The sequence below is a fragment of the Sphingobium nicotianae genome (assembly GCF_018603885.1).
Classification (GTDB): Bacteria; Pseudomonadota; Alphaproteobacteria; order Sphingomonadales; family Sphingomonadaceae; genus Sphingobium; species Sphingobium nicotianae.
The window spans coordinates 18,384-44,244 of sequence record NZ_JAHGAW010000013.1 but is presented as its reverse complement, the minus strand read 5'-3'; the positions used below and the strand labels follow the sequence as shown (position 1 = coordinate 44,244).

The window sequence follows — 25,861 nt, the reverse complement described above, 5'->3', positions numbered from 1 at the left end:
TGCCTCGTCTCCTCCTCAATGACCCGGAAATTCCGTCGCCTCGAAGCGCACCGGCTCGCCGATCGCGGCATTGGCAAGCTGCGCCTCCCACATGACGCGATGGCCGCGCACGATCGTGCCCACCGGCCGCCCGGTGACGCTCATCCCCTCGAACGGCGACCAGCCGCAGCGCGAGGCGAGCCAGTCGCCGCCGATCGTCCAGCGCGACTTGAGATCCACCACGGTGAAGTCCGCGTCATAGCCCGGCACGATCCGGCCCTTGCCGACGAGGCCGAAGATGCGTTGCGGCCCGGCACTGGTCAGGTCGATGAAGCGCTGGAGCGTCAGGCGCCCCTCCGCGACATGATTGAGCAGCAGCGGCACCAGCGTCTGCACGCCGGGCATGCCGCTCGGACTCGCCGGATAGGGCTTGGCCTTCTCCTCGATCGTATGGGGCGCATGATCGGAGCCGAGCACGTCCGGCACGCCCTGGCCGAGCCAGTGCCACAGCCCCTCGCGATGCGCGGCCGAGCGGATCGGCGGGTTCATCTGCGCATAGCTGCCGAGCCGGGGATAGGCCTCCTCGCCGGCCAGCGTCAGATGCTGCGGCGTCACTTCGCAGGTCGCGACGTCCTTGTTGTGGCCCAGATATTCGAGTTCGGCGGGCGTGGTGACGTGCAGCACATGGATCCGCCGCCGTGCCGCGCGGGCCAGCGCCACGATCCGCTTCGTCGCCAGCATCGCGCTCTCGTCGTCGCGCCAGACCGGATGGCTGGACGGATCGCCGTCGACCCGCTCGTCCTTGCGCGCATTCATCCGCGCCTCGTCCTCGGCATGGATGGCGACGCGGCGCTTGCCGTGCGCGAGGCAGCGGGCCAGCGCCTCGTCCTCGGCGACCAGCAGGCTGCCAGTCGAGGCACCCATGAAGATCTTAACGCCCGCCGTACCGGGGATCTTCTCCAGCTCGCCGAGCTGCTCGGCATTGTCGCCGGTCGCGCCGACATAGAAGGCATGGTCGCACCACATGCGGTGATGCGCGCGGGCGAGCTTGTCGCGCACGCGCTCTTCCGTGTCGGTATTGGGATTGGTGTTGGGCATCTCGAACACGGCGGTGACCCCGCCGAGCACCGCCGCGCGGCTGCCCGATTCGAGATCCTCCTTATGCTCCAGCCCCGGCTCGCGGAAATGGACCTGGCTGTCGATCACGCCCGGCAGCACGTCGAGCCCAGTGCAGTCGATCGTCTCGCCGGCATCGCCGAGGCCGGTGCCGATCGCCGCGACCTTGCCGCCAATCACGCCGACATCCACCGCCGCCGGACCGCCCGGCAGATGGACCGTGCCGTTCCTGAGGATCATGTCGAAAGTCTGGGCCATGGGAAGTTCCTCGCTCCGTTCGCCCGAACGGCTTGGCTATTGGTCGTGCCTGTCCTACCTAAAGCCGATGCTTCCCACCACCCTTCACGATCGCGCTGTTGTCCGCGTCGGCGGCGCCGAGGCGCGGCCCTTCCTGCAGGGCCTGCTGACCCAGGATCTGCTGACGCTCGCGCCCGGCGCGCCACGCTATGCCGGCCTGCTGACGCCACAGGGCAAGGCCCTGTTCGACATGATCCTCTGGGCCGATCCGGGGAGCGACGAGGACGTGCTGATCGATTGCGAGGCGGGCCGCGCCGAGGCGCTGATCAAGCGGCTGAGCCTGTATCGCCTGCGCCGCCCGGTCACCATCGCGCCCGAGCTGGACCTTGCTGTGCACTGGTCTGCCGAGCCGCACGAGGGCGCCTCCCCCGATCCACGCCTGCCGGAACTCGGTTATCGCTGGCTGGCCCCGGCCGAGCCAGGCGACGCATCGGAAGCGTGGCGCGCGAATCGGCTCGGCCATGGCGTACCGGAAGGCGCGGCGGAGCTGGGCGAGGACAAGACGCTCTGGCTGGAGACCAATGCGCAGGATCTGCACGGCGTCGACTATGCCAAGGGCTGCTATGTCGGCCAGGAGAATACCGCGCGCATGCATTATCGCAGCAAGGTCAATCGCCGCCTGGTCGTGCTGCCGCAGGACCAGTCCGATCCCGCGCGGCTGCGCATCGCCTATCCAGCGCTCGGCCTCGCCATCGATCATCGCCCGGTCGACACGCTGGGCGAGGTGACCCTGCCTGGCTGGCTCGCCGACGCGCTGGCCGAGACCGCCGACTGATGCGTCTTCTCGCTGCGTTGCTCGCCCTGCTGCTCGGCGCCGTCGGCGCCCGTGCGGACATCAAATGGAAGGTTGTGAAGACCCTTCCACACGATACCCATGCCTTCACCGAGGGCCTCTTCATCGCTGACGGCCTCCTCTACGAGAGCACCGGCCAGGTCGGCGAGTCCGATATCCGCGTCATGCGCCTCGCCGACGCGAAACTGCTCAAGCGCCAGACCATCCGCGCCGACCTGTTCGGCGAGGGCATCGCGCCGGTCGGCGACAAGATCGTCAGCCTCACCTGGCGGACGGGCGAGGGCTTCGTCTGGCGCCGCAAGGATCTCAAGCAGATCGGCACCTTTTCCTACACCGGGGAAGGCTGGGGCCTCACCAGCGACGGCACCTCATTGATCATGAGCGACGGCACACCGCAACTCCGCTTCCTCGATCCGCAGACGCGCAAGGAGCAGCACCGGATCACGGTGACCTGGGGCGGCCAGCCGGTCCGCTACGTCAACGAGCTCGAATATGTCGGCGGCGCCATCTATGCGAACATCTGGTACTCGCCGCTGATCGCCAGGATCGATCCCAGGACCGGCGCGATCAGCGACTGGATCAACCTCGCCCCGCTCGTCGCGGAGAATCTCGGCCGGGACACCGACGCCGTGTTGAACGGCATCGCCTGGGACGAGAAAGCCAAGCTGCTCTACGTGACCGGCAAGAACTGGCCGAAGCTCTACGCCCTGCGGCTGGGGGACTGACGCGGTCACGCCGCGCATCTTGACTAAGATCAAGGCAGGCTCCGCTCGCACCGATAAGCTGCACCTCAGGAAGAGATGAGGGACGGAGGCGGCGCGAAAGCGAACGCCTTCCTCCCGACACTCCGCCACGGTTCGTCATTCGGTTTTGCGCAGCCTCGTCGTCCGGGTGACTTTGAGCGCGCAAAGGGGGTTCCCTCATGCTCGGCGGCGGAGGGGACCCCCACCCTTCCCGGCCGATCGCGGGCCTGTCAGCCCTTGTTGCGCACCTTGTCGACCGCCGCCTTCAACGCATCATAGCCCACCGCCCCGGTGAACATCTCGTCGCCGAGCACGAAGAGAGGCGTCCCTTCCGCACCGAGGGCCTGGGCGAGGCGGACATTCTCGATGATCTGCGCGTCGGCGCCCGGCGCCTTGAGCGCCGCCTTCGCCTTGCCGGTGTCGAGCCCGGCGCGCTCCGCCGCCTTGATCACGGCGCCGGGCGCGACGTCGCCCGCTTCGTACATGGCCCGGTGGAACGACATGAACTTGCCGGTCTCCGCCGCCAGCAAGCTGACCTTCGCGGCGCCGACGCTGTCGTTGGTGATGATCGGCAGCTCGCGATAGACGATGCGCAGATCGGGATTGTCCTTCACCAGCCGCGCCAGATCCGGCAGTGAAGCGCGGCAATAGCCGCAGGCATAGTCCATGAAAGCGACGAGCGTGACCCTGGGATGCTCTGCGCCTTCCCATGCGCCTTTGTAGGGCGACTCGAGTTCGCTGCGGTGTTCCTCGATCTTCGCGGCGATCTGCTTGGCCTTCAGCCGGTCGATCGCCTCGGGAATGATCTCGGGATGATTGAGGATATAGTCGCGCACCACCAGCTCGATGGCCGCGCGATCAGCCGGCATGGCCGGCTTGCCGTCGACCGCGGCATAGGCGACGGCCGCGCCGCCCGCCGCCACCACACCGATGAGGCCGAGGCCCATCGCGCGACGGCGACGGTGCTCATCCGTCCCGGTCGAGGACCAGAGCGCCGATAGCAGGACGCCCCCGGCGCGCAGCGCAGTTCGCAGGCTTGGCGTGTCCGTCATTTCTTCTTCTTCGTCCTTTCCATCGCCGCGCGGCTTACCATGGCGATGTCCTGCGCGCGCAGATAATCGGGTGAGTTGGGCTGGATGCCGCCCATCGCCACTTCGGCATGGCGCAGCGCGAGGGGATAGTCCCCCTCCATCTCATAGCGTTCGGCCGTTGCCCATGCCGCCCGCGCGGTGTCGCCCTTGCGCGCGTAGATCGTACCGAGCGTGTACCAGGCGAACGGATTCTCGCGATCGCGCGCGACCGCACTGCGCAGCACCTTTTCCGCCTCGTCGAGATATTGATCGTCTTCGGTCGCGACCAGCGCATGGCCCAGCGTCACAGCGATGAGCGGCTGGCCGCCCGTCCGCTCGACCGCCTCCCGCAGCGGGGGGATCGCCGCCTGGGGCTTACCGGATTCGAGCATGATCTGCCCCTCCAGCTCCAGGAAATAGGGATCATGCGGCGCCGCCTTGAGCAGCGCATTGACCTCGGCGATCGCCTGCTCCGTATAGGCCGTCTTGTGATAGGCATAAGCGCGCGCGTAATGCGCCGGGATCGACTGGTCCGAGAGCGGATAGAGCTGCAACGTTCGCGGCGCATCCTCGACGAAGCCGACCAGCTTGGCCTTGATGCGCTGGAAGCGCGCCTCTAGCCCCGGATCGGTCTTGTTGTTCCAGGCGGGATCGCTCTCATAAGCCTGGGTCAGCGTCGCGATGCGCTCGCTGGAAAGCGGGTGGGTGTTCATGAACCCGTCCTGCGGGATGTAGAGGCGATATTCGAGCGTCTCAAGCTTCTTGAAGAATTCGAGGCTGCCCCTGCCGCTGATCCCCGCCTCGTGGAGATAGCGCATGCCGGCCGCGTCCGCGCTCGACTCCTGTGCGCGGCTGAACGCGAGATATTTGCCGAGCGCGGCCTGCTGGCCCGCCGCCATCACGCCCATGCCGGCCTCGCCGCCACCCGCCGCCATGGCGGCCGCACCGAGCAGCAAGCTGATCAACGTGATGCCCGTCGCTTCCTTGGCGCCCTCGCCCGAACGGATGACGTGACCGCCCTCGATATGGCCAATCTCGTGCGCGACGACACCCTGCACCTGGTTGAGATTGTCGGCCTGCTCGATGAGGCCGCTGTGCAGCCAGACAATCTGCCCCCCCGCGACGAACGCGTTAATGCTGGGATCGTTGATCACCAGCACGTCGAGATTGCCGGGCGCGAGGCCGGCCGCCTTGGCGAGCGGCGCGGTGGCGTCGCGCATCAGCGCTTCGGTCTCGGCATCGCGCAGGATCGTCTGCGCGTGGGCGGCCTGCGCGCCGAGCAGCCCGAGCGCCGCCACCAGCGCCACCGGCCGCGCGAGCAGGCCGAGCGCGCGGGCCGCCAGCGACTGGCACCGGGATGGACGGAGAGCCTGGATCATACGGCGCGCTATGCCGCCACGAGCCTGAACCCCGGCTGACGGACCGATTGCTCGGAGCGCCGCCGGGGTCATGCCCAGGGCCGAATTTGGCACGACCGCCGGATGATCACGCCCCGAAGGTGCGCTGCCACCAGCCGCGGCGAGGCGTGCCATCCGCATCATTGTCCGCGCCATTGTCCTCCGCTGCGGGCGCCTCGGCTGACGTCAGGATCTCCGTGGCTTCCTGCGCATCCGAGACTAGAGCCTCCTCCGGCTGGACCGCCGACGCGGCGGTCTCGGCCTTGCGGCGCGAGCGGCGCTTGGGCGCGGCCGGAGCCTCCTCGGCCACCTCAGCGGTCTCCACCGCGACTTCCGGCTGCGGCTCGGGCGCGGCTTCCGCGACCGGCTCGGCAGCGGCCTTGCGGCGCGGCCGGCGCTTGGGCGCTGCCTCGGCGGGGGCCTCGACCGGCGCCTCGCTCAGTTCCGACGAAACGTCGGCGGGGACGGCATCGCCCTCGCTCTCGGCCGGCGTCTCGGCAGCGGCCGCGCGACGGGTGCGACGACGACGCGCGGGTGCCGCGGGAGCCTCCTCGTTCTCGACGACCGGCGCTGCGGCCTCGGCTACGTCTCCGACCTGCTCGGCCCGCGTCTCCGGGGCCGCCTCGACGGCCTCGCCGGTGTCGTCGGCCTGCTCGGCCTCCAACTGTCCTTCACGCTGACCGCCACGCCGGCGACGACCACCGCGACGTCCGCGGCGGCTCCGCCGCGACTGGCCGTCGCCATTGTCGGCCGTTGCCTCTGCGCCAGCCTCGTCACCAGCCTCATCCGAGGACTCTTCCTCTTCGCGCTGCTCGCCCTCGGCCGCTTCGGCCGGACGGGCGCGAGCCTCGCCCTCGCCGGGCTCGCCCTCCTCGCGGCGGTTGCGGCGTCCACGGCGACGGCGCTTGCGCTTGCCGCGATCGCCCTCGCCGCGATCGCCGCGGCCCTCGGACCGGCGGGAGTCGCGCGCTTCGCTCTCCTCCTCGTCCTCCTCGTCCTCCTCGTCTTCCTCGTCCTCTTCGAACTCTTCGGCCTCATCGTCGGCATCGACCGGATCGAGGATCGGCGCATAGCTCACCTGATGCGTCGGGCGCGGCCCGCTGGCCTCGACCGACATGCGCGCGCCCTCGACCTCGCCATCGGGCAGGATGACGATCATCACGCCATAGCGCTGCTCGATCTCGTCGAGCTCGCGGCGCTTGTTGTTGAGCACGTAGAAGGCAGCTTCCTGGCTGGCGCGCAGCGTGATGAGGCTGCCGCGACCGCGCGCCGCCTCCTCCTCCAGCATGCGCAGCGCCGAGAGGCCTGCCGACGAGGCGGTGCGGACCAGGCCCGTGCCCTCGCAATGCGGACAGGCCCGCGTCGAGGCTTCGAGCACGCCGGTGCGCAGCCGCTGGCGGCTCATCTCCATCAGGCCGAAGCCCGAGATGCGGCCGACCTGGATGCGCGCGCGATCGTCCTTCAGCGCATCCTTCATCGCCTTCTCGACTTTGCGGATGTTGCTGTTGTGCTCCATGTCGATGAAGTCGATGACGACGAGGCCGGCCATGTCGCGCAGACGCAGCTGGCGGGCGATCTCGCGCGCCGCTTCCAGATTGGTTGCGGTGGCGGTCTGCTCGATGCTGTGCTCACGGGTCGAACGGCCGGAGTTGATGTCGATCGAGACGAGGGCCTCGGTCGGATTGATCACCAGATAGCCGCCGGACTTGAGCTGTACGACCGGATTGTACATGGCCGCGAGCTGATCCTCGACACCGAAACGCTGGAACAGCGAGACCGCGTCGGCATATTGCTTCACGCGCCGGGCATGGCTCGGCATCAGCAGCTTCATGAAGTCCTTAGCCTGGCGATAGCCTTCCTCGCCCTCGACGATCACTTCCTCGATGTCGCGATGATAAATGTCGCGGATCGCCCGCTTGATGAGGTCGCTGTCATTGTGGATCAGCGCCGGCGCTGCGGCCTTGAGCGTGTTCTCGCGGATCTCGTCCCACAGGCGGGCGAGATAGTCGAAATCGCGGCGGATCTCGACCTTGGTGCGCGAGAGGCCGGCCGTGCGCACGATGCAGCCCATGGTATTGGGCAGCTTCATCTCGGCGATGATCGACTTCAGGCGCTTGCGATCGGCGCCGTTGCTGATCTTGCGCGAGATGCCGCCGCCGTGGCTGGTGTTGGGCATCAGCACGCAGTAGCGGCCGGCGAGGCTCAGATAGGTGGTCAGCGCCGCGCCCTTGTTGCCGCGCTCTTCCTTGACGATCTGGACGAGCAGCACCTGACGGCGGCGGATCACGTCCTGGATCTTGTAGCGGCGGCGCAGCGCCATGCGCTTGTGCTTCAGCTCGTCGGCGGCCTGATTGTTGGCGCGGCCGCGCGATCTGGCCGGCTTGGCCTCGCCCTCCTCGCCGCCCGGCTCGCCGTCTTCGTCTTCGTCGTCACCATGGTCCGGGCGCTCGACGATTTCGACATCGCCGGCATGGTCATGGTCGTGATCGCCATGAACATCCTCGTCGTCGTCGTCATCATCGTCATCGTCGCCGCGCAGGGCGGCTTCCTCGGCGGCGTGGGCCGCTTCCTCGGCGAGCAGCGCCTCGCGGTCCTCGCGCGGAATCTGGTAATAATCGGGATGGATTTCCGAGAAGGCCAGGAAACCGTGGCGATTGCCGCCATAGTCGACGAACGCCGCCTGCAGCGACGGTTCGACCCTGGTTACCTTGGCGAGATAGATATTGCCCTTGAGCTGCTTGTGCTCGGCACTCTCGAAATCAAACTCCTCGATCCGGTTCCCCGTTACGACCGCGACCCGGGTCTCTTCCCGGTGGCGCGCATCGATCAACATACGCATTGTCATTCAAACGTCTCCAGCCGGTCATCGCATCCCTCCCCAGGGGAGCGCCGCGACCCGGCGCAATAAGGGGGCGCGCGGCCCGGCGCGTCGGATCGACGCGGCGGCGGCGGAGCGAGCCCCGGTTTTCAAAAAGAGATTGTGTGTCTGCTGCGAGGGCATGTCCGCGTCCTGCGGTGATCGGCTCGTGGAACGGCCGTAGCTCAGTGCCCGCTTCCGCGTGCTTCGAGCTCATCAAGCCATGCCCCATGCAACATCAACCTGTCAGATCGTCCGCCAGGCCTGAGCCAGGGGGCGATGATGGTCCGGCTTTTCCATCCGCGCGCTTTGTCAGAGCCTTGCGGACGTTTCCGGAGATAGGATGCGCTAGCAGGGCTTGCGCTGCAGAGCAACGACGAAAAGGTTTACGCGCTGCTCGTCACACGAAGCCGACGAGCCGGTCGGCCAAGCGCCGCCTCGCATCCTTCAAATCATCGTCATCCCGCCAAGGCGGGACTCCAGGGGCGGACGGACCCGACCTCGCGATCCTGGATTCCCGCGTTCGCGGGAATGACGAATAATGCGTCATAGATAGGTCATCTCCTGACGTAGACAAGCCGATTTGGCTGGACGTGCGCCCGCCGATCACGGCAAAAGCGCGCCCATGGTCCTGCTGGCGGCATTTCTCGCCCTTTCCGCTCAGATCGCGCCGCCGCCCCACCAGGATGAGGCAGCCTGGCGCCCCGCGCCGCTCGCCATGACCAGGCCGCCGAGCAAGAGCCGCATCCTCGTCCGCATCCCCGACACCGCGCCATCGATCGCACTGCCGCCGGTGCAGGGCCCTGCCGACAAGAACCGCCCGCTGGTCGTCATCGATGCCGGGCATGGCGGCCATGATCCCGGCGCGCACAATCCCGCCAGCGGCGCGAAGGAAAAGGATCTTACCCTGGCGATCGCCAGAACGCTGCGCGACGAGCTGCTCAAGACCGGCCGCATCCGCGTCGCGCTGACGCGGGAAGATGATCGGTTCCTCGTGCTGCAGGAGCGCTACGGCATCGCCCGCAAGCTGGGCGCCAGCCTGTTCATATCCATCCACGCCGACGCTGCCGACACGCCGAGCGCGCGCGGCGCCACCATCTACACGCTCTCCGACGTCGCCTCGGACCGCGAGGCCGCGCGCCTCGCCGCGCGCGAGAACCGCGCCGACATCATCAACGGCGTGGACCTGTCCGACAAGAGCAATGCCGTCAGCTCGATCCTGATCGATCTCACCCAGCGCGAGACGATGGATGCCTCGGCCCGCTTCGCCGAACTGCTCCACCGCGAGGCGCTGCCGCATTTCCGCTTCCGCACGCCCTATCAGCGCTTCGCCTCGCTGGTCGTGCTCAAGTCGCCCGACACGCCCTCGGTGCTGCTCGAGGCCGGCTATATCAGCAATGACGAGGATGCCGCCTGGATGGCGACGCGGGACGGCCAGCTCCAGCTCGCCAAGGGCATCACCGCCGCCGTCTCCGTCCATTTCGCGCGGCAATCGGTGCGGCGCTAGAGCGTTCTAGAGATGCAGCGCGTCCACGCGGGCTGCGATGCGTGGGTCGATCGCGTCTGCCGCCGCCCTGTCCCGTTCTGCGGCGTCCGACTGGCCCAGCCTCGTCTCGGCAATGCCGCGCGCATAGCGCGCCATCGCAAGGTTGGGCGCGAGCGCGAGGGCGGCGTCATAATCGCTGACGGCCGCATCATTCTCGCCGCGCCGAAGGTGGACGAGGCCGCGATTGTTAAGGAAACCCGCCGTGTTCGGCCGAAGCTTGAGAGCCGTGTTGCAATCGGAGAGCGCCTTGTCGAGATCGCGGTTCAGGGCAGCGAGCGCGCGGCACCGGCCACTGAGCGCGGTCGATCGCAAGCCGTCCTCGGCGTGAAAATGCAGCCATGACTCATAGCTGCCGAGCGCGGCCTCATAGTCATCCAGCTCGCCGAACAATCCCGCCAGCGCCAGACGGGCGGCCGCCTGCGGCGCCAGAATCCGGTCGGCCGCCCTGGCATCCACGGCCGCCAGCGGCCGGTCGCCCTTCGCGATGGCCAGCCGCCCGTGGACAAGCCTGATCTCGGCGTCGGACGGCGCGAGCGGGATCGCCTTCGAAAGATCGTCGAAGGCCAGCGCGGATTGCCGAAGCGCCAGCCGCACCTGCGCGCGCTGATAGAGGTAGCGACCATCATCGGGAGCAAGCGCGACGGCCCGGTTGAGATCGCCGAGCGCGCCCGCGAAATCGCCCTTGGACGCCGAGGCCGCGCCGCGCGCGCTGAAGCCCGCCGCGTCGGTCGGCTCATTTCCATTTTCGCTCAGCGCCACCACCTGTCCCTCGGCCGAGACGACGCGCGCGGGTTTCCTGCCGAAAAGCGGGCCGCCATCATAGGTGAAGAACATCTGATGGGTGGCATTGGAGACGAAGACGCGGTGCGCGAGGAAGAAATCGATGCCGATCAGCATATCCACACTGCCACCCAGCTCGTGCATCCCCAGCGTGACGTGCTTCAGCTTCTCGCCGCCCATGTCGATGCTGTCGAACGGCGCGCGCCACGAGGGCACCTGCTTGCTGCCGAGCCCGCGCGCATAGCCGTCCCGCACCACGCCCGCGCTTTCGGGCGTGACCCCGGCTCGCCGCGCAGCCTGCGGGGTAATCACGCTTGACGCGGCGCCGGTGTCGAAGCCCGCGCGCATCTTTACCCCGTTGACGAGAATGGTGCCGATCGTGTGCGGATCGCGCTGATCGAATGGCTCGATCGGCAGGACCGTCGAGGGCTTCCCGGCCGCCCAATAAGCAAGGCTGGCCGTAGCGCAATCATGCCCCCGCATGAGCCGCACCGCGCCATGCTCAAGATCATATTCGACATCGTGGATGCCAAGGATGTTCTGGCCGATGAGACCGGCAGAGCCGGTGTCGCTGCCGCCGACGAGGAAAATGATATTGTTGATCGGAATGTCGGCGAGCTTGACCTCGCGCACCTTCGTCAGGCCGGCATTCGCCTCGCCGCCGATCCCGCGCATATGGAACTGGGGCGGCAGCGGCGTCGTCGGCAGTTTCAGCTCGCGCGCGATCGCGGGCGACAAGGTGCTGTAGAATGCCCCGCTGTCGATGATGAAGTGGACGGGCCTGCCGTTGATTTCGCCATCGGTCGTCGGGCTGCGGCCATGCATTGTGACCGGCAGCACGGCCAGCATTTCTATCTCGCATTTCGCCGACGCGGCCGGCGCGAAAAATAGCGCCGCCACGCAGGCTAGCACCACGGTCTCGCAACGCATCATCTGCTTCCAATTCAAGGCATTGCCCGGATTATGGCACAGATGACTACACCAGCAAGACAGTCATGAAAATGGGACGAATCGCACCAATCCCGGCTTCCGTTTACATCTTCATCGCCGCGAAGGCGCGGTTGGCGTTCTGCCACGACACGCCCTTCATGAAGCCGTCGACATAAGCGCCGGCCTTGGCGCCGAAATCCATGGCATAGGCGTGCTCGTACATGTCGAGCGCCAGCAGCGGGACGCCGCCGGCGAGGGTCATGCTGTGATCGGCGGCCCATTGATTGGCGAGCATCCGGTCGCGCGGACTCCAGACCAGCAGCACCCAGCCCGAGCCGCCGCCCAGGGCCTTGCCCATCGCGGCGAATTCCGCCGCCCAGCGCGCCTGGCTGCCGAAACTGCTTTCGATGGCATTGCCGAGCGCGGGGGAAACGGGCTGCGCCAGCCCCAGCCCGGCGAAGTAGAGCTCGTGCAGGATCATCGAGTTCCAGGCGATCAGCTCCTCGCGCTTGAGGCCGTTGATCTCGAAGACCGGCGCCGTCGCCATATCCAGCTTCGCGAAGTCGGCCTTGATGGCGCCCAGCCGCTTCACCGCGCCGACATAATTATTGTCATGATGGCTCGTGATGAGCTTCTCGGACAGCCAGCCGAGCGATGCCGGCGCGAACGGCAGGGCTTGCGGCGAAAAGGGCGCGGCGGCGGGATCGGCCGCCTTCGCGCCGGCTTCCAGACCGGTGACGGCAGTCATGAGAGCGGCGACAGCGAGCAGATCGCGTCGATTTGTCGTGAACTCGGACATGCAGATCATCCTTTTTGCTCAGGGTAGAACCAGTTGGGCGGCGACCGCCGAAGCACCGCAGACCGCAAGCGTTCCCAGAACGCCGAGCTTCGTCCGGAACAGGAGGACGAACGCGACCACAGCGAGGCACAGCGCCAGCAGGTCGAGGCTGTCGGGATCGGGAAGCTGCAGGTGGAACGGGCCGCTGCGCAAGAGCGCGACTCGCCGGAAGAGGACATGGAGTGCGAACCACAAGGCGAGATTGGCGATCACCCCCACGACCGCGGCCGTCAGCGCGGCCAGCCCGCCCTGCAGCCTGCGCGCATGCTCCAGCCGTTCGATCCAGGGCGCGAACGCGAAGATCCACAGGAAGCACGGCGCAAATGTGACCCATGTCGTGAGCAGCGCGCCGAGCGTGCCCGCAACCAGCGGGGCGAAAGGCGCCGGGTCTCGATAGGCACCCAGAAAGCCGACGAACTGGGTCACCATGATGAGCGGGCCGGGCGTGGTTTCGGCGAGGCCCAGACCGTCCGCCATCTCGCCCGGTTGCAGCCAGTGGTAGGACTGCACGGCTTCCTGCGCCATATAGGCAAGCACCGCATAGGCACCACCGAACGTCACGACCGCCAGTTGCGAGAAAAAGGCGCCGATGTCGGCCAGAACATGATGTCGGCCGAGAGTCAGCCATACGAGGGCCAGCGGCAGCACCCAGACGGCGCACCAGAGAAGGATCGTCTTCACCGTAGATGCCAGAAGCGGCGCGGACGGCGGCAGCGGTGCGTCGCTCTGCGCCGCCTTCAGCCTGAGCCAGTCCGGCGCGCATGCCGCGACGATCATGCCCAGAGCACCGGCACCGAGCACGACGACCGGGAAGGGCAGGTCGAACACGAACAATGCGATGAACGACAGGACGGCGAGGCCCAGCTTGAAGGGCGTGTTGAGCGCCCGCCGCCCGATGCGGAGGAGCGCCTGCACCACGAGCGCCAGAACCGCCGCCTTGATGCCGATGAACAGCGCCACGAACCAGTGCAGTCCGGCGGCATGGACATAAAGAACCGACAGGCCCCAGATGACGAGAGCGCCGGGGAGAACGAACAGCATCCCCGCGACGAGTCCACCTTTGAGCCCGTGGAGGCGCCAACCGATATAGGCCGCGAGCTGCTGTGCTTCCGGGCCGGGCAGCAGGTGGCAGAAGTTCAGCGCGCGCAGAAACTGGTCTTCGCTGATCCAGTCCCGATCCTCGACGAGCTCCTTGTGCATCAGCGCCACCTGTCCGGCCGGCCCCCCGAAGCTCAGCAGGCCGATGCGGCCGAAGACGCGGGTCATGTCTTGAAAGGATGATATAGCCATGCGTTCCCCACGGCAGAAACTGCCGATTGTGACGCAACGCTTGGGCGGGGAACGCCTGAACGGGAGGTTGCCTCGTCCCGATCAGGAATCGATGCCACAGCGCATCAGGGACCGCAAGGACATCATCGCGCGGGCCCGCCCGGCGGCGCCGAACGCGTGCCGTGAATTCCTTGATTGCGCACCGCGCCCGATCCGCCCGCTGTCCTACGTACACGCATTCATGGCATGATTGCCACGCGCGCAGGCGACCGCTCTTTGACCCGTGAAGCCATCCCCGAAAAACCCGGCCCCTTTGCGCGCCCGCGCGAAACTTTTTGGCCAAACGCCATGCGTCATATGCGCGATGTTCGTGAAGTTTCGGGTCGGAAATGGCGGTTTTCCGCCATCGGTTTGTCACCCGATGTTTACGGCCTAGCGCCGGCGCGGACCGTCCGGCAGCGACGGAAGCTCCGCCAGCGTGATCTTGCCGTCATGATTGGCATCCAGCAGGTGGAAACGCTGCCGCGCCGTGTCGCGGAATTCCTGCTGGGTCACGATGAAGTTGAGATTGGTGTCGGCCGAGGCCACCGGCTCGGGAATGTTGAGATAGCTGAACCGCGCCGCGCCCTGGCGCTGATCGTCATAGTTCGGCTTCGACGGGCTGCTCCCGGTGCCGCCTGCGGCCAGTTCGCCCAGGCCCTCGTCCATGTTGCCGCCCATGCCGCCTCCGCCGCCGCGATGACCGCCGCCGCGCCGTCCGCCGGCACCACGACGGCCGCCCTGGCCGCGACCGCCGTCCCCGAAGCTGCGCCCCTGCACGATGGGCGCGATCTCGGTCTCGTAGCGCGACACTTCCGTGCCATTGAGCCGGCCGTCGCCGTCGACATCCAGCAGGGCGAAGAAGCGATCGGCATCAGCGACCATTTCCGCCTCGGTCAGCACGCCGTCCTTGTCGGCATCGGCACCGGCGAACCAGATGGCCGGACTGTCGAGGTCGCCGCTGGACCGGAACTGCTCGCCCATGGGACTGATGAAGGGACGGCCGCGCGGCTTATCCGGCCGCGGTCCGCCAACCTGCGCGTGCAGCAGGGTGCCGTCGGTCGCGGGCCGCAGCACCTTGTCGTCCTGCTGGCGCTGCTGCGCCAGGGCTACGACGCCGCTGCTCAGGGCAAGGGCAAGCAGGAAGGACAAGGTCGGAACGCGCATCGGCACCTCGCATCTGGTCGACATGTCCGCGCGCTGGTGCTTCGTCAGCCGCCGGCAACGCCCGATTGGGAAAGCGCGACGGCCTCGTCCGAACGCCACATCGGGCAGTCATGCGCAAGACGGAGACGAGGCGCCTTGGCCTTATTCCGCCTCGGCAATCGCCAGCAAAGCCTGGTCCATCGCCGCGACGGCCTTGTCGGTCTCCACGTCCGGGCAGTCATTGGAGATGATCGAGAAGATCAGCGTCCGGCCGCTCTTCGCGACCATGTAGCCCGAGAGCGCATTGCTGGCGTTGAGCGACCCGGTCTTGGCGAAGAGCCGGTCGGCCAGCGCCGTGCCGCCGAAGCGGCGGCGCAACGTGCCGTCGACGCCGCCGACCGGCAGGGTCGCCCGCCAGTCCGCGCCCCAGTGCTGCGCGGCAACCCAGCGCAGCAGCGTCACCGCACCGCGCGGGCTGATCCGGTTGTAGCTGGACATGCCGGAACCGTCGGACAGGTCATAACTCGCGTCCGGCAGGCGCGCCTGCGCCATCACCGCGCGCAACGCGACCTGCCCGTCCGCGATCGAGCCACTGCCGGTAAGCCGCCCGACCCGGCGGAGCAGCAGCTCGGCATGGAGATTCTGGCTGACCTTGTTGATGATCGTGACGTCACCGGCGACGGGAAGCGCGGGCAATTGCGCCAGCGGTTCGGGCTCGGCCGGCAGCGCCACGACCGCCTCGCCGCGCACCCTGGGATCATCCTGCGGCAGCAGCGGGCGATGGCGGGAGAGGACCTCGCCCTTCACCTTGACACCGCGCGCCTTCAGCATCTCCGCCAGACGCCAGGCGGCATAATGGGCGGGGTCGTCGATCCCGAAGCGCAGCCGCTCGGCCGGCGCGTCCACCCCGATCGTGCCGGTGACGCGCACCGTCATGCTCATGGGATCACGCCAGTCCTGGAGATGGACTTCCTTGCCGGGCACCGTCAGCGCGCGATTGTCGAGCGCGTAATAGGACAGCCCGTCGATCCGGGGCGCCTCGCCGACTGCGCCGGGCGCCACCATCGCGGCCAGTTCATTGTCGTCGAGCGTAAGCGCGGAAATGCCCGTGCCGGATCGGGTCGGGATATTGTTCCAGCTCATGCCCGGGCTCCAGCGCTCGTCCGGGAACCAGCGATCGTCGCCAATGACGTCCCGCACCTTGCGGGTCTTCGCGGCGATCGCGTCGGCCAATGTCGCGAGGCAGTCCTGCTGGCAGTCCGCAGCGCTGGAGAGCCGCGCATCGCCCCGGCCGAGCAGCACGACGCTGAGGCCCTTGCGCCCCTTCTCCAGCGCGACCGCCGTGCCGCGCCCGGCTGCATCGACCTCCGCAAGGCGGGCATAGGCCGTGGCGGTGGTGAACATCTTGGTGTTCGAGGCGGGGATGAAGCGTTGGTCGGGCGCGATGGCGATGATCTGCGTGCCGTCCTCATCCGTCACCATGAGGCCGTAGCGCGTGCCGGCCGGTGCCGTGGCCAGGATCGCCTCGATTTTCTGCTCCAGCGCGTCGCCATCGCTCGACAAGGCATGGAGCGGCATGACCGGTAGGGCCGCGAGAGCCAGAGTTAAAACCGAACGCATGGCCGGAGGCCTATCAGCAAGGCGCCGCCGAACAAAGCGCCGCCGCGCCTGATTCACGCCTCGTACGTCATTCATCCACCCTTTCGGCGCAGCCAGATCGGCACCCCACCAAAAGCGTTTCCCTCTCCTAAGGAAAATGGTCTAGGTGGCGCAGCATGGACGAGACGAGCGACGCGACCAGCTTCCGGCTTCGACGTGATGAGGGCCGGCCCGGGCTGTTCGCGCGCGTCCGCGCGCTTCTGTCGCATCGCCGCTGGCGCTGGCCGGCCTATATATTCGGCGCCTTTCTGGTCTTCCTCTTCCTGTTCTGGCTGCTGTTCGCACGCGGCCTGCCCGATGCCCGCACGCTGCTCGACTATCAGCCGCCGCTGCCGACCGTGGTGCGCGATGTCGACGGCAAGCCGGTCTATAGTTTCGCGCGCGAGCGGCGCGTGCAACTGCAGTATAGCGATTTCCCGCCGGTCCTGATCAACGCCTATCTCTCGGCCGAGGACAAGACCTTCTTCAGCCATCACGGCCTCGATTTTCCGGGCCTGGTCCGCGCGGCGGCCGAGGGCCTCATGCGCGGACAGACACCACGCGGTACCTCGACGATCACCCAGCAGGTCGCCAAGAATCTGCTCGTCGGCAACGAAGCGAGCTATGTCCGCAAGCTCAAGGAGGCGATCCTCGCCTGGCGCATGGAGAATGTCCTCTCCAAGCAGCAGATCATCGAACTCTATCTCAATCAGATCTTCCTCGGCCGCAACGCCTATGGCGTGCAGGCGGCCGCGCGCGCTTATTTCGACAAGGACGTCGCCGACCTCAAGCTGCCCGAAGCCGCCTATCTGGCCATCCTTCCCAAGGGCCCGGCCAATTATCGCCCCGAGGTCCACATGGACCGCGCGCTCGAGCGGCGGAACTGGGTGCTCGGCGAGATGCGCGACAATGGCTTCATCACGCCTGCGCAATATGCCGACGCGGTTGCCCAGCCGCTCGGCACCGTCGCCCAGCGCGGCACGGGCTACAGCAATGTCGGCGGCTATTATATCGAGGAAGTGCGCCGGCGCCTGATCGCGGCCTTCGGCGAGACCGCCGACAAGGGACCGAACAGCGTCTATGCCGGCGGCCTCTGGGTCCGCTCGCCCATTTCGCCCTTCATGCAGGAGCAGGCGACCCGCGCGCTGCGCGAGGGCCTGCTGCGCTATGATTCGGGCCATGGCTGGTCCGGCCCGCTCGGCAAGGTCGATGTCAGCCGCTGGCAGAGCGATCTCGCCGTCTCGAACATCGGCGTCGACTATGCCGACTGGACGGTCGCGGTGGTGCTCGACAAGTCGGCGACCAGCGCGCAGATCGGCCTGCCGAACGGCCGCACCGCCACCCTGCCGCGCGAGAATGCGATGTTGGTCGACCGGCGCACCAGCGGCGTGACCTTCGATTCGCTCAAGCCCGGCGACGTCATCGTCGTGAAGCCCGAGGGCAGCGCCTATGCGCTGCGTAACATCCCGGCCGTCTCGGGCGGCATGATGATCGAGGATGTCCACACCGGCCGCGTCTATGCCATGCAGGGCGGCTTCGATTCCCGCCTCTCCTCTTACAACCGCGTGACCCAGGCGCTGCGCCAGCCGGGCTCGACGATCAAGCCGTTCGTTTATGCCGCCGCGCTCGACAACGGCATGACGCCTGCCTCGATCATCGTCGATGGCCCCTTCTGCGTCTATCAGGGCGGCGCGCTCGGCCAGAAATGCTTCAGGAATTTCGGCGGCGGCGGCTCCGGCCCGCAGACGATGCGCTGGGGAGTCGAGCAGTCGCGCAATCTCATGACCGTGCGCGCCGCCTCGCAAACCGGCATGGAGCGCGTCGTGCGCACCATCAAAGGCATGGGCATCGGCGACTACAAGCCTTACCTCGCCTTCGCGCTCGGCGCCGGCGAGACCACGGTGGAACGCATGGTCAATGCCTATGCGATGCTCGCCAATCATGGCCGGCAGCTGACACCCAAGGTCATCGACTTCGTGCAGGACCGCAACGGCAAGGTGATCCTGCCGCAGGGCTGGCGGCCGTGTCAGGGCTGCAATGGCGACGACTGGGACGGCAAACCGATGCCGCGCTTCGCGCCCGTCGGCCGTCCCGCGATGAACCCGATGACCGCCTTCCAAGTCGTCCACATCACCGAGGGCGTGATCCAGCGCGGCACCGCGACGATCCTGCGCGATCTCGATCGCCCGCTGTTCGGCAAGACCGGCACCACCAACGGCCCGACCAATGTCTGGTTCGTGGGCGGCTCGCCGGACATCGTCGCCGGCGTCTATATGGGCCACGATCAACCGCGCAGCCTGGGCGGCTATGCGCAGGGCGGTCGCATCGCCGCGCCGATCTGGAAATCGGCGATGGAGCCGATCCTCAAGGACATGCCCAAGACGCCGTTCGTGGCGCCCGCCGGCATCCGCATGGTCCGCATCGACCGGCGCAGCGGCAAGCGCGTGTTCGGTGGCTGGCCCTCCGATGATCCCAAGACCGCGATCATCTGGGAAGCCTTCAAGCCTGAGAGCGAGCCACGCATCTCCATGCGCCGCGACGAACTGGCCGAGCGCGCCAGGCAGGACGTCCGTGCCGCAGGCCCGCGCCGCGACGTCAACCGTGACTTCGCCGGCGAGCAGGGCGGCATCTACTGAACGAGCGAGAGAAGATGACCGCCTATTATTTGGCGGAAAACGGCCATTTCCAACGCGAAACATCACGAACATCGCACATATGACGCATGGCGTTTCGGCAAAAGTCTTGCGTAGGGCGAGTGGGGGCGCTGATTTTTTTGGGAAAATGCTCTACGAATCAAAGAGCGGGCGCCATGGGCGCCCGATGATGATGCCACGAGAACGGACCTGTAGGACAGCGACGCCGGCTTGGTCGGGCGCGATCAGGTCTCCGCCATGTAGGCCGCGAACCGCGCTTCCCAATCGGGATGCCAGCGCGACAGAGCCGGGCGATTCTCGATGATGTCGCCGGCCGCCCAGGCGATGCGCCTCTCATCCACAACACGGGTGACATCATTGTCCGGGCAGAGAATATAGAAGTCGCCGCGGGCCAGGCTTTCCATCATGAAGTCGATGACCTGCTCGGCGGTCCAGGCCGCAGCCGGCTTCTCGCCGCGCGCGGTGAGGCCCGTGTAGGTGAAGCCCGGGATCAGCAGATGGGCACTGACGCGTCCGCCCGTCTGCTGCATCAGCGTGTGAGCGAGCCCCTCGGTCAGTGATTTCACGCCCGATTTGCTGACATTATAGGCTGTGTCGCCCGGCGGCTGGGTGATGCCTTGCTTGGAACCCGTGTTGATCACGAGGCCGGGGGCATCGCCCGCAACCATCGCGGGCACGAAGGCCTGCACGCAGTGCAGCACGCCGAAGAGATTAACGCCGAGCACCCGTGCCCAGCCGTCCGGATTGGAGAGCGCATCGCCGCCGCGGCCGACGCCGGCATTGTTCATCAGCACCGAGACCGGCCCGAAGCGCGATACAATATCCGCCGCCAGCGCCTCGACCGCCGCGCGATCGGAAACGTCTATGCGAAAGCCGGTCGCCTCACCGCCCAGCTCCGTTGCGAGCTCTGCGACATTGTCCGACCAGTCGAGCAGGCAGACCCGCATCCCGACGCCCACGAAATGGCGCGCCGCCGCGAGCCCGATCCCGCTCGCGCCGCCCGTGACCACCGCCAGCTTGCCCGGCGCGATTGCCTCGATGCCCATCTCCGTCTCCTTCCATGCGTCCGATTGCGAGAGCACCCTGATCGCGATCGGGCACGGCTTCAACCCCTGCTGACGAGGATGCCGACGTCACCGAGGTGATCCGCCGGACCGGAGAGAAGCATCAGGCCGCAGCTTTGTAGATGGTGCGGTTGCGGCCGCTGCTCTTGGCTTCGTAGAGCAGGCTGTCGGCCTCGCGCAGGGCAGCTTCCGGATCGTTGCCGCACAGGGCAATGCCGGCGGAGAAGGTTACCTGCCCGATGACCTCGTCCGTGTCGCGCACGCGCAGGTTGCGCTCGCCGACCGCGGTCCTGGCCTTCTCGACCAGCGTGAAGGCCGTGGCGCCGTCGACCTGGGGCAGCACCACGACGAATTCCTCCCCTCCGAAGCGGCCGACCACATGCGGCGCCATCGTCTCGGCCAGCGTCTCGGCAACCACCTTGAGCACCCGGTCGCCGACGGCGTGGCCGAAGCGGTCGTTGATCGACTTGAAATGATCGATATCGCAAAAGGCGATCGCCATCGGCATGCCATGATCGGCGAAGGTCTTGAGCTGCCGGTCGATCGCGCGGCGATTGGGCAGATTGGTCAACGCGTCGCGGGTCGCGTCGTCGCGCGCGGCGTCGAGATCCTGGCGCAGCCGCTCGGTCTCGCGGCATGTCTCCGCGAGGCGGCGCTCCATCTCCGCCGTCTTCTCGATCATCGCGCTGATAACGCTGGCGAGATCGCGGGTCCCGCTCGCCTGCTCGGCGCTTTCCGCCAATTCGCGACCGAACGCTCCGGTATTGTTGAGCGCCTTGGCCGTCAGGTCGGCAAAAGAGAGCATCTGATGCCGCAACCCGGCCTGCTGTTCGTCCATCTGCGCATCGAGGGTCGACGCCGCGCCATGGCCGGTTTCACCCGGCGCGGCGTCCATCAGATCGTCGACATCCTTCTGGTGGAGACGCACGCCCCCATCGGTGATGCCATCGACCTGCTTGCGCAGCCAGCCATTGGCGCCGGTCAGATACAGGTAGGCGAACGTATAGTTGGTCGGCGTCGCGTCCAACATATTGGCGTCAAGGAAGCGGATGGCCTCCGTCGCCGTCTTTCGGTTGATCTTCTTTCTGTCCATCGTTCACCCCCCACGAGCTGTGCGATGAGGTGGGCGATAGGCCGCGCTGGTGAACAGGCGGTTAAGGTCAAATCCGGCTTTTTCCGCCATTTCGGAGCGACCGTCGCTCGACACGGGCAGATATTATCAACCGGCGTGCCGACATGCCTTATGTGCACGAGTGGTAAGCAACACATACGAAACAAGATTTCCGCCCATTCCCTTTTTCGGCCTCTTTCGTTCAGGTGGACGAGCGATCAGCTTCCGGGTGAACAAGGGAGGAAAGGGTCGTCCGAAATTTTTTGTCGCTTTTCACCACGCGCCGCGTGACCTGACAGTCCGGCATTGTCGAAGCCCGTTGGGCCATCCCCTTGACCTCGCGCGCTTCCCGTCGCATCCGGCGGCACTTGGCCCTATATCGGGCATCCAGAGTTTGACGGAGTATCCCATGCGCGCCGAGGCCGAGGCCCATGTCGCCCAGATCAATGCCGCGCTTGCCCTTCTGCGCCGCTCCCTCGATTGGGACCGCGCGCTGCGCCGGCTCGACGAGCTGAACGCGCGCGTGGAAGACCCTACCCTGTGGGACAATCCCAAGGCTGCGCAGGACGTGATGCGCGAGCGCACGCGGCTCGACTCCTCGATCACCGCGACCCGCTCGATCGAGCGGGAGATGAACGACACCGCCGAACTCATCGAGATGGCCGAGGCCGAGGGCGATGAGGAGATGGCCAATGACGGCGTCGCCAGCCTGGCCGCGCTGGCGCAGCGGGCCGACAAGGACAAGGTGACGGCTTTGCTCTCCGGCGAAGCCGACGGCAACGATACCTTCCTCGAAGTCCATGCGGGCGCAGGCGGCACCGAGAGCCAGGATTGGGCCGAGATGCTGCTGCGCATGTATCAGCGCTGGGCGGAGAAGCGCGGCCACAAGGTCGAGATGATCGAGTATCAGGCAGGCGAGCAGGCCGGCATCAAGTCGGCCACGCTGCTCATCAAGGGCGAGAATGCCTATGGCTACGCCAAGACCGAGAGCGGCGTGCATCGCCTCGTGCGCATCAGCCCCTATGACAGCTCCGCACGGCGCCACACCAGCTTCTCGTCGGTCTGGGTCTATCCGGTCATCGACGACGATATCGACATCGACATCAAGGAAAGCGATCTCAAGATTGACACCTATCGCGCATCGGGCGCGGGCGGGCAGCATGTCAACACGACCGATTCGGCGGTGCGCATCACCCACGTCCCCTCGGGCATCATCGTCGCGAGCCAGAACGACCGCTCGCAACACAAGAACCGAGCGACGGCGATGGGCATGCTCAAGGCCCGACTTTACGAAGCCGAGCTGCGCAAGCGCGAGGAAGCGGCCAACACCGACTATCAGGCCAAGACCGAGATCGGCTGGGGTCACCAGATCCGCTCCTATGTCCTGCAGCCCTATCAGCTGGTGAAGGATCTGCGCACCGGCGTCACCTCGACGAGTCCCGACGACGTGCTGGACGGTGCGCTCGATCCGTTCATGGCGGCCGCACTGGCTCAGAAGGTGACAGGTGAGACGGTCGACGTGGAGGATGTCGATTGATCCAGCCGCGGCGGAGGGCGGTGCTTTGCGCGGCGCTTCTCGCCGTCTGCACCGGCCTGTCCGCCTGCGATTCGCTCTCCCAGCCGCGCAGCGACCGGCCAGAGACGGCGCGGAACTTTCCGCGCGCCGACCGGCCCGTCGCACCGATCATCTCGACCCGCTGGTCGACCGAGGAAGACCGCGACCGGGTCAACGAAGCCAATGACATCATGAACCTCGCCGGCATCAAGCCGGGCATGACCGTCGCCGACATCGGCGCGGGCGAGGGCTATTATACCGTGCGCCTGGCCAAGCGGGTGGGGGCGCGCGGGCGCGTGCTGGCGCAGGACATCATCGCCGAAGTCATCGACCAGCTCGGCCGCCGCGTCACCAAGGAGAATTGGGCGAACGTCAGCGTGAAGCTCGGCAGCGAAGATGACCCCAAGCTGCCGGAAGCCAGCTTCGACCGCGTCTTCATGATCCATATGTATCACGAGATTTCCGAGCCCTACGCCTTCCTCTGGCGGCTTTACCCGGCGCTCAAGCCCGATGGCGAGATCATCGTCGTCGATACGGACCGGCCGACCGGGCAACACGGCACGCCCCCCCTGCTGCTGCGCTGCGAATTCGAGGCGATCGGCTTCCGCTTCGTCGGCCTCACGGCGCGCACGGCGGCGGGCGGCTATCTTGCCCGCTTCACGCCCGGGAGGAAGCGCGTCGACCCGAGCGAGATCGTCGCCTGCCGGGTGAAGCGCTAGAGGCTGGTCGAACCGATATGCCTCTCCCACCTTCGTGGAAGAGGGAGGGATCCGCTCCACAGGCGCTGGAGGGTGAGGGTCTTCCTTCCTTTCGGGAGCTCGCGAAGAAAGACCCTCACCCAACCCTCTCCCGCGAAAGCGGGAGAGGGCTAAGAATGCCGTTTCCGACCCACCCAAACAGCTGGGCGAGGATACCGCGTCCGGCCTGGCAGTTATGGCGGCGTAAAGCTTAGTCTTATGCTAAGCAGTCCCTGCTAAGGACATTGGCATGAACGCGGGGCCCCTGCCGATCCAGTCTCGATCCGTCGTGGCCCAAACGGCCGCGTTGCCCGCTGTCCGCGCAGGTGACGGCGACGACGATGCCTGGTTGATGGATGCCTGCGCCGAGCCCAATCCCTTCTATCTCCCAGCGCTGCTCGATCCCGCGCTCGCCATGTTCGATGCCGCTCATGCCGTGCATCTGATCGAGGCGCGGGACGCACATGGCGCGCTGATCGGGCGCCTGCCGGTGACGCCGGGCAACCGTCACGGCCGCTTCCCCATCCGCCATGTGGTCAACTGGCAGCATCATCATTGCTTCTTTGGCGCGCCTTTGCTGCGCGCCGGGCATGAGCGCGAGGGCTGGCAGCAGATTCTGGCTGCGCTGGATGCGGCGCCCTGGGCGGGGCCGTTCCTGCATCTGCGCGGCATCGACGCCGACGGTCCGGTCCTCGCGGCCTTGCGGGCGCTCTGCGCAGTGCAAGGGCGACGCTTCGAGGAAGTAGGGCGCTACGAGCGCGCCATGCTGCGCAGCCATCTCGACGCAGATGCTTACTGGACCGAAAATGTCCGGGCCAAGAAGCGCAAGGAATTGCGCCGCCTCCAGTCGCGCCTCGCCGAGATGGGCGAGATCGTCCACCGACACCTCACTGATCCTGGGGAACTGGGTGGCTGGGTCGACGCCTTCCTGCGTCTGGAAGCCAAGGGCTGGAAAGGCGAGCAGGGCACGGCGCTCGGCTCCCGCCCGGAAGACACCGCCTTTCTGCGCGCGGCCTGCGCCGCCGCGCTGGACGCCGGCCTGCTCGACATGCTGCGCATCGATTGTGCGGGCCAGCCGATCGCCATGCTGATCAATTTCGCGAACGCTCAGGGCGGCTTCTCCTTCAAGATCGCCATCGATCCGGAGTTCGCGCGCTATTCGCCCGGCGTCCTCATCGAGCAGGACAATCTCGCGCGCGTGCTCGACGACAGGATTACGCCCTGGATGGACAGCTGCGCGGCGGCCGGTCATCCGATGATCGACAGCCTCTGGGGCGAGCGCCGCATGATCGCCCAATATCGCATCGGCCTCGACAAGGGCCTGCTCGGCAGTCTGGCGCTGTCCGGCATGTCGCTCGCCGAGCGCGCCTACGCCATGATCAAAGGAGCCCGCGCATGATTGTCACCGCCACGGAGACCAAGGCCGCTTTCCCGCCTGCCGCGATCGAGGCGTTCAGCGCCGCCTATCCGGACCGGCATGAAAAGCTCCAGCATGATCTGTGCGGCCATCCGCTGCTGACGCGCGAGGCCATCGCGGCGCTGGCCGAGCGTCATCCGCAGGACCGCATGGAATATAATCTCGGCACGCTGCCGCTCGGCATCCGCCCCGAGGACACGCCCGCCAACGGCCTCAGCGTCGCCGACACGATCCGGACGATCGAGGAGAACAGGAGCTGGGTGGTGCTCAAGAATGTCGAGCGCGATCCGGCCTACGGCGCGCTGCTCGATGCGCTGCTCGCCGAGCTGGAGCCGGTCGTGCGGCCGCGCACCGGGCCGATGGAGCATCGCGAGGCCTTCATCTTCTTCACCTCGCCCGGCAGCGTCACGCCGTTCCATATGGACCCCGAGCACAACATCCTGATGCAGATCGAGGGCGAGAAGGTGATGCACGTTTTCCCCGTCGCCGACCCCAGCCTGGTGCCGCCGGAGCAGAGCGAGGCCTTCCACGCGGGCGCGCATCGCAACCTGCACTGGGAAGACGACTTCCTGGCGAAGGACGATCCGGTCCACCTGACGCCGGGCACGGCCGTGCTGATGCCGGTCAAGGCGCCGCATTTCGTGCAGAATGGTGACGCGGTCTCGATCAGCTTCTCGATCACCTGGCGCTCCGAGCGATCGGTCGCGGAAGGCGAGTTGCACAGCTTCAACCGCCTGCTGCGCACGAAGAAGCTGCCGCTGGTGAAGATCGGCAGGACACCGGAAGCGCAGAAGCTGGCGCGGGTCGGCTATCGGGTGATGCGCAAGCTGAGCTGAGCAGTCTCGTCATCCCAGTGCAAGCTGGGATCTCCTCCGGCAGTGGCGC

19 protein-coding genes are annotated in these 25,861 nt (G+C 66.9%); 8 read left to right on the top strand and 11 right to left on the bottom strand.

Going from position 1 to position 25,861, the window contains the following annotated elements; genetic code table 11:
• Positions 1-15: 15 nt before the first annotated feature.
• On the bottom strand, positions 16-1,353 hold the full coding sequence (locus tag KK488_RS18080) for a dihydroorotase (RefSeq protein WP_214625106.1): 1,338 nt from the start codon (positions 1,351-1,353) through the stop codon (positions 16-18).
• A gap of 67 nt (positions 1,354-1,420) precedes the next feature.
• Here KK488_RS18080 and ygfZ point away from each other — a divergent pair, with 67 nt between their 5' ends.
• Together ygfZ and KK488_RS18070 are read left to right on the top strand one after the other, a co-directional pair.
• Complete coding sequence (gene ygfZ, locus KK488_RS18075) at positions 1,421-2,167, top strand: CAF17-like 4Fe-4S cluster assembly/insertion protein YgfZ (protein ID WP_214625105.1); 747 nt, start codon at positions 1,421-1,423, stop codon at positions 2,165-2,167.
• Positions 2,167-2,910: a glutaminyl-peptide cyclotransferase gene (locus tag KK488_RS18070; RefSeq protein ID WP_214625104.1), complete on the top strand. Its 744-nt coding sequence runs from the start codon at positions 2,167-2,169 to the stop codon at positions 2,908-2,910. The genes ygfZ and KK488_RS18070 overlap by 1 nt, the downstream gene beginning before the upstream one ends.
• A gap of 248 nt (positions 2,911-3,158) precedes the next feature.
• Here KK488_RS18070 and KK488_RS18065 read toward each other — a convergent pair whose 3' ends face one another.
• The 3 genes from KK488_RS18065 to KK488_RS18055 all read right to left on the bottom strand — a co-directional run bounded on the left by KK488_RS18065 (position 3,159) and on the right by KK488_RS18055 (position 8,240).
• A complete protein-coding gene (locus KK488_RS18065) occupies positions 3,159-3,980 on the bottom strand; it encodes a DsbA family protein (RefSeq protein WP_250890707.1) in 822 nt (273 codons plus the stop codon).
• Positions 3,977-5,377, bottom strand: a complete 1,401-nt coding sequence (locus KK488_RS18060; RefSeq protein WP_214625103.1) for a M48 family metalloprotease — start codon at positions 5,375-5,377, stop codon at positions 3,977-3,979. Before KK488_RS18060 ends, KK488_RS18065 begins: the two co-directional genes overlap by 4 nt.
• A gap of 106 nt (positions 5,378-5,483) precedes the next feature.
• Positions 5,484-8,240, bottom strand: a complete 2,757-nt coding sequence (locus KK488_RS18055) for an Rne/Rng family ribonuclease (protein ID WP_250890705.1) — start codon at positions 8,238-8,240, stop codon at positions 5,484-5,486.
• A 637-nt stretch (positions 8,241-8,877) separates the two neighbouring features.
• Between KK488_RS18055 and KK488_RS18050 the strand changes: the two genes are divergently transcribed.
• Complete coding sequence (locus tag KK488_RS18050) at positions 8,878-9,759, top strand: N-acetylmuramoyl-L-alanine amidase family protein (RefSeq protein WP_214625102.1); 882 nt, start codon at positions 8,878-8,880, stop codon at positions 9,757-9,759.
• Between the two features lie 6 nt (positions 9,760-9,765).
• Here KK488_RS18050 and KK488_RS18045 read toward each other — a convergent pair whose 3' ends face one another.
• From KK488_RS18045 to dacB, 5 genes are all read right to left on the bottom strand, one after another.
• Positions 9,766-11,511 (bottom strand): aspartyl protease family protein, encoded by a 1,746-nt coding sequence (locus tag KK488_RS18045; RefSeq protein WP_214625101.1) that lies wholly within the window; start codon positions 11,509-11,511, stop codon positions 9,766-9,768.
• Between the two features lie 100 nt (positions 11,512-11,611).
• Positions 11,612-12,307, bottom strand: coding sequence for a superoxide dismutase (locus tag KK488_RS18040; RefSeq protein WP_250890701.1), 696 nt, complete (start codon positions 12,305-12,307; stop codon positions 11,612-11,614).
• Between the two features lie 18 nt (positions 12,308-12,325).
• Positions 12,326-13,612 (bottom strand): chromate efflux transporter, encoded by a 1,287-nt coding sequence (gene chrA / locus KK488_RS18035; RefSeq protein ID WP_250890699.1) that lies wholly within the window; start codon positions 13,610-13,612, stop codon positions 12,326-12,328.
• 435 nt (positions 13,613-14,047) lie between these two features.
• Positions 14,048-14,845, bottom strand: coding sequence for an EF-hand domain-containing protein (locus tag KK488_RS18030; protein WP_214625099.1), 798 nt, complete (start codon positions 14,843-14,845; stop codon positions 14,048-14,050).
• Between the two features lie 117 nt (positions 14,846-14,962).
• Positions 14,963-16,420 carry a D-alanyl-D-alanine carboxypeptidase/D-alanyl-D-alanine endopeptidase gene (gene dacB / locus KK488_RS18025; RefSeq protein WP_214625098.1) on the bottom strand — a complete coding sequence of 486 codons (1,458 nt, stop codon included), beginning with the start codon at positions 16,418-16,420 and terminating at the stop codon, positions 14,963-14,965.
• A 155-nt stretch (positions 16,421-16,575) separates the two neighbouring features.
• Here dacB and KK488_RS18020 point away from each other — a divergent pair, with 155 nt between their 5' ends.
• A complete protein-coding gene (locus KK488_RS18020; RefSeq protein ID WP_214625097.1) occupies positions 16,576-19,074 on the top strand; it encodes a penicillin-binding protein 1A in 2,499 nt (832 codons plus the stop codon).
• A 242-nt stretch (positions 19,075-19,316) separates the two neighbouring features.
• On the opposite strand, the gene KK488_RS18015 is transcribed toward KK488_RS18020, so the two are convergent.
• Complete coding sequence (locus KK488_RS18015) at positions 19,317-20,138, bottom strand: SDR family NAD(P)-dependent oxidoreductase (protein ID WP_214625096.1); 822 nt, start codon at positions 20,136-20,138, stop codon at positions 19,317-19,319.
• Positions 20,139-20,259: 121 nt separating this feature from the next.
• A complete protein-coding gene (locus tag KK488_RS18010) occupies positions 20,260-21,249 on the bottom strand; it encodes a GGDEF domain-containing protein (protein WP_214625095.1) in 990 nt (329 codons plus the stop codon).
• A 427-nt stretch (positions 21,250-21,676) separates the two neighbouring features.
• On the opposite strand from KK488_RS18010, the gene prfB reads away from it, so the two are divergent.
• From prfB to KK488_RS17990, 4 genes are all read left to right on the top strand, one after another.
• The gene (gene prfB / locus KK488_RS18005) at positions 21,677-22,804 is read left to right on the top strand and encodes a peptide chain release factor 2 (RefSeq protein ID WP_214625094.1); all 1,128 of its coding nucleotides are present in this window, start codon (positions 21,677-21,679) and stop codon (positions 22,802-22,804) included.
• Positions 22,801-23,541 carry a class I SAM-dependent methyltransferase gene (locus KK488_RS18000; protein WP_432653871.1) on the top strand — a complete coding sequence of 247 codons (741 nt, stop codon included), beginning with the start codon at positions 22,801-22,803 and terminating at the stop codon, positions 23,539-23,541. The genes prfB and KK488_RS18000 overlap by 4 nt, the downstream gene beginning before the upstream one ends.
• A 268-nt stretch (positions 23,542-23,809) precedes the next feature.
• Positions 23,810-24,958, top strand: coding sequence for a GNAT family N-acetyltransferase (locus KK488_RS17995; protein ID WP_214625093.1), 1,149 nt, complete (start codon positions 23,810-23,812; stop codon positions 24,956-24,958).
• Positions 24,955-25,812 (top strand): cupin-like domain-containing protein, encoded by an 858-nt coding sequence (locus KK488_RS17990; protein WP_214625092.1) that lies wholly within the window; start codon positions 24,955-24,957, stop codon positions 25,810-25,812. The genes KK488_RS17995 and KK488_RS17990 overlap by 4 nt, the downstream gene beginning before the upstream one ends.
• The last annotated feature ends 49 nt before the right edge of the window (positions 25,813-25,861 follow it).

Bases quoted from the DNA above. Each gene is read 5' to 3' on its own strand.
- KK488_RS18080 (WP_214625106.1), bottom strand. From the start codon at position 1,353: ATGGCCCAGACTTTCGACATGATCCTCAGGAACGGCACGGTCCATCTG.
- ygfZ (WP_214625105.1), top strand. From the start codon at position 1,421: ATGCTTCCCACCACCCTTCACGATCGCGCTGTTGTCCGCGTCGGCGGC.
- KK488_RS18070 (WP_214625104.1), top strand. From the start codon at position 2,167: ATGCGTCTTCTCGCTGCGTTGCTCGCCCTGCTGCTCGGCGCCGTCGGC.
- KK488_RS18065 (WP_250890707.1), bottom strand. From the start codon at position 3,980: ATGACGGACACGCCAAGCCTGCGAACTGCGCTGCGCGCCGGGGGCGTC.
- KK488_RS18060 (WP_214625103.1), bottom strand. From the start codon at position 5,377: ATGATCCAGGCTCTCCGTCCATCCCGGTGCCAGTCGCTGGCGGCCCGC.
- KK488_RS18055 (WP_250890705.1), bottom strand. From the start codon at position 8,240: ATGACAATGCGTATGTTGATCGATGCGCGCCACCGGGAAGAGACCCGG.
- KK488_RS18050 (WP_214625102.1), top strand. From the start codon at position 8,878: ATGGTCCTGCTGGCGGCATTTCTCGCCCTTTCCGCTCAGATCGCGCCG.
- KK488_RS18045 (WP_214625101.1), bottom strand. From the start codon at position 11,511: ATGATGCGTTGCGAGACCGTGGTGCTAGCCTGCGTGGCGGCGCTATTT.
- KK488_RS18040 (WP_250890701.1), bottom strand. From the start codon at position 12,307: ATGTCCGAGTTCACGACAAATCGACGCGATCTGCTCGCTGTCGCCGCT.
- chrA (WP_250890699.1), bottom strand. From the start codon at position 13,612: ATGACCCGCGTCTTCGGCCGCATCGGCCTGCTGAGCTTCGGGGGGCCG.
- KK488_RS18030 (WP_214625099.1), bottom strand. From the start codon at position 14,845: ATGTCGACCAGATGCGAGGTGCCGATGCGCGTTCCGACCTTGTCCTTC.
- dacB (WP_214625098.1), bottom strand. From the start codon at position 16,420: ATGCGTTCGGTTTTAACTCTGGCTCTCGCGGCCCTACCGGTCATGCCG.
- KK488_RS18020 (WP_214625097.1), top strand. From the start codon at position 16,576: ATGGACGAGACGAGCGACGCGACCAGCTTCCGGCTTCGACGTGATGAG.
- KK488_RS18015 (WP_214625096.1), bottom strand. From the start codon at position 20,138: ATGGGCATCGAGGCAATCGCGCCGGGCAAGCTGGCGGTGGTCACGGGC.
- KK488_RS18010 (WP_214625095.1), bottom strand. From the start codon at position 21,249: ATGGACAGAAAGAAGATCAACCGAAAGACGGCGACGGAGGCCATCCGC.
- prfB (WP_214625094.1), top strand. From the start codon at position 21,677: ATGCGCGCCGAGGCCGAGGCCCATGTCGCCCAGATCAATGCCGCGCTT.
- KK488_RS17995 (WP_214625093.1), top strand. From the start codon at position 23,810: ATGAACGCGGGGCCCCTGCCGATCCAGTCTCGATCCGTCGTGGCCCAA.
- KK488_RS17990 (WP_214625092.1), top strand. From the start codon at position 24,955: ATGATTGTCACCGCCACGGAGACCAAGGCCGCTTTCCCGCCTGCCGCG.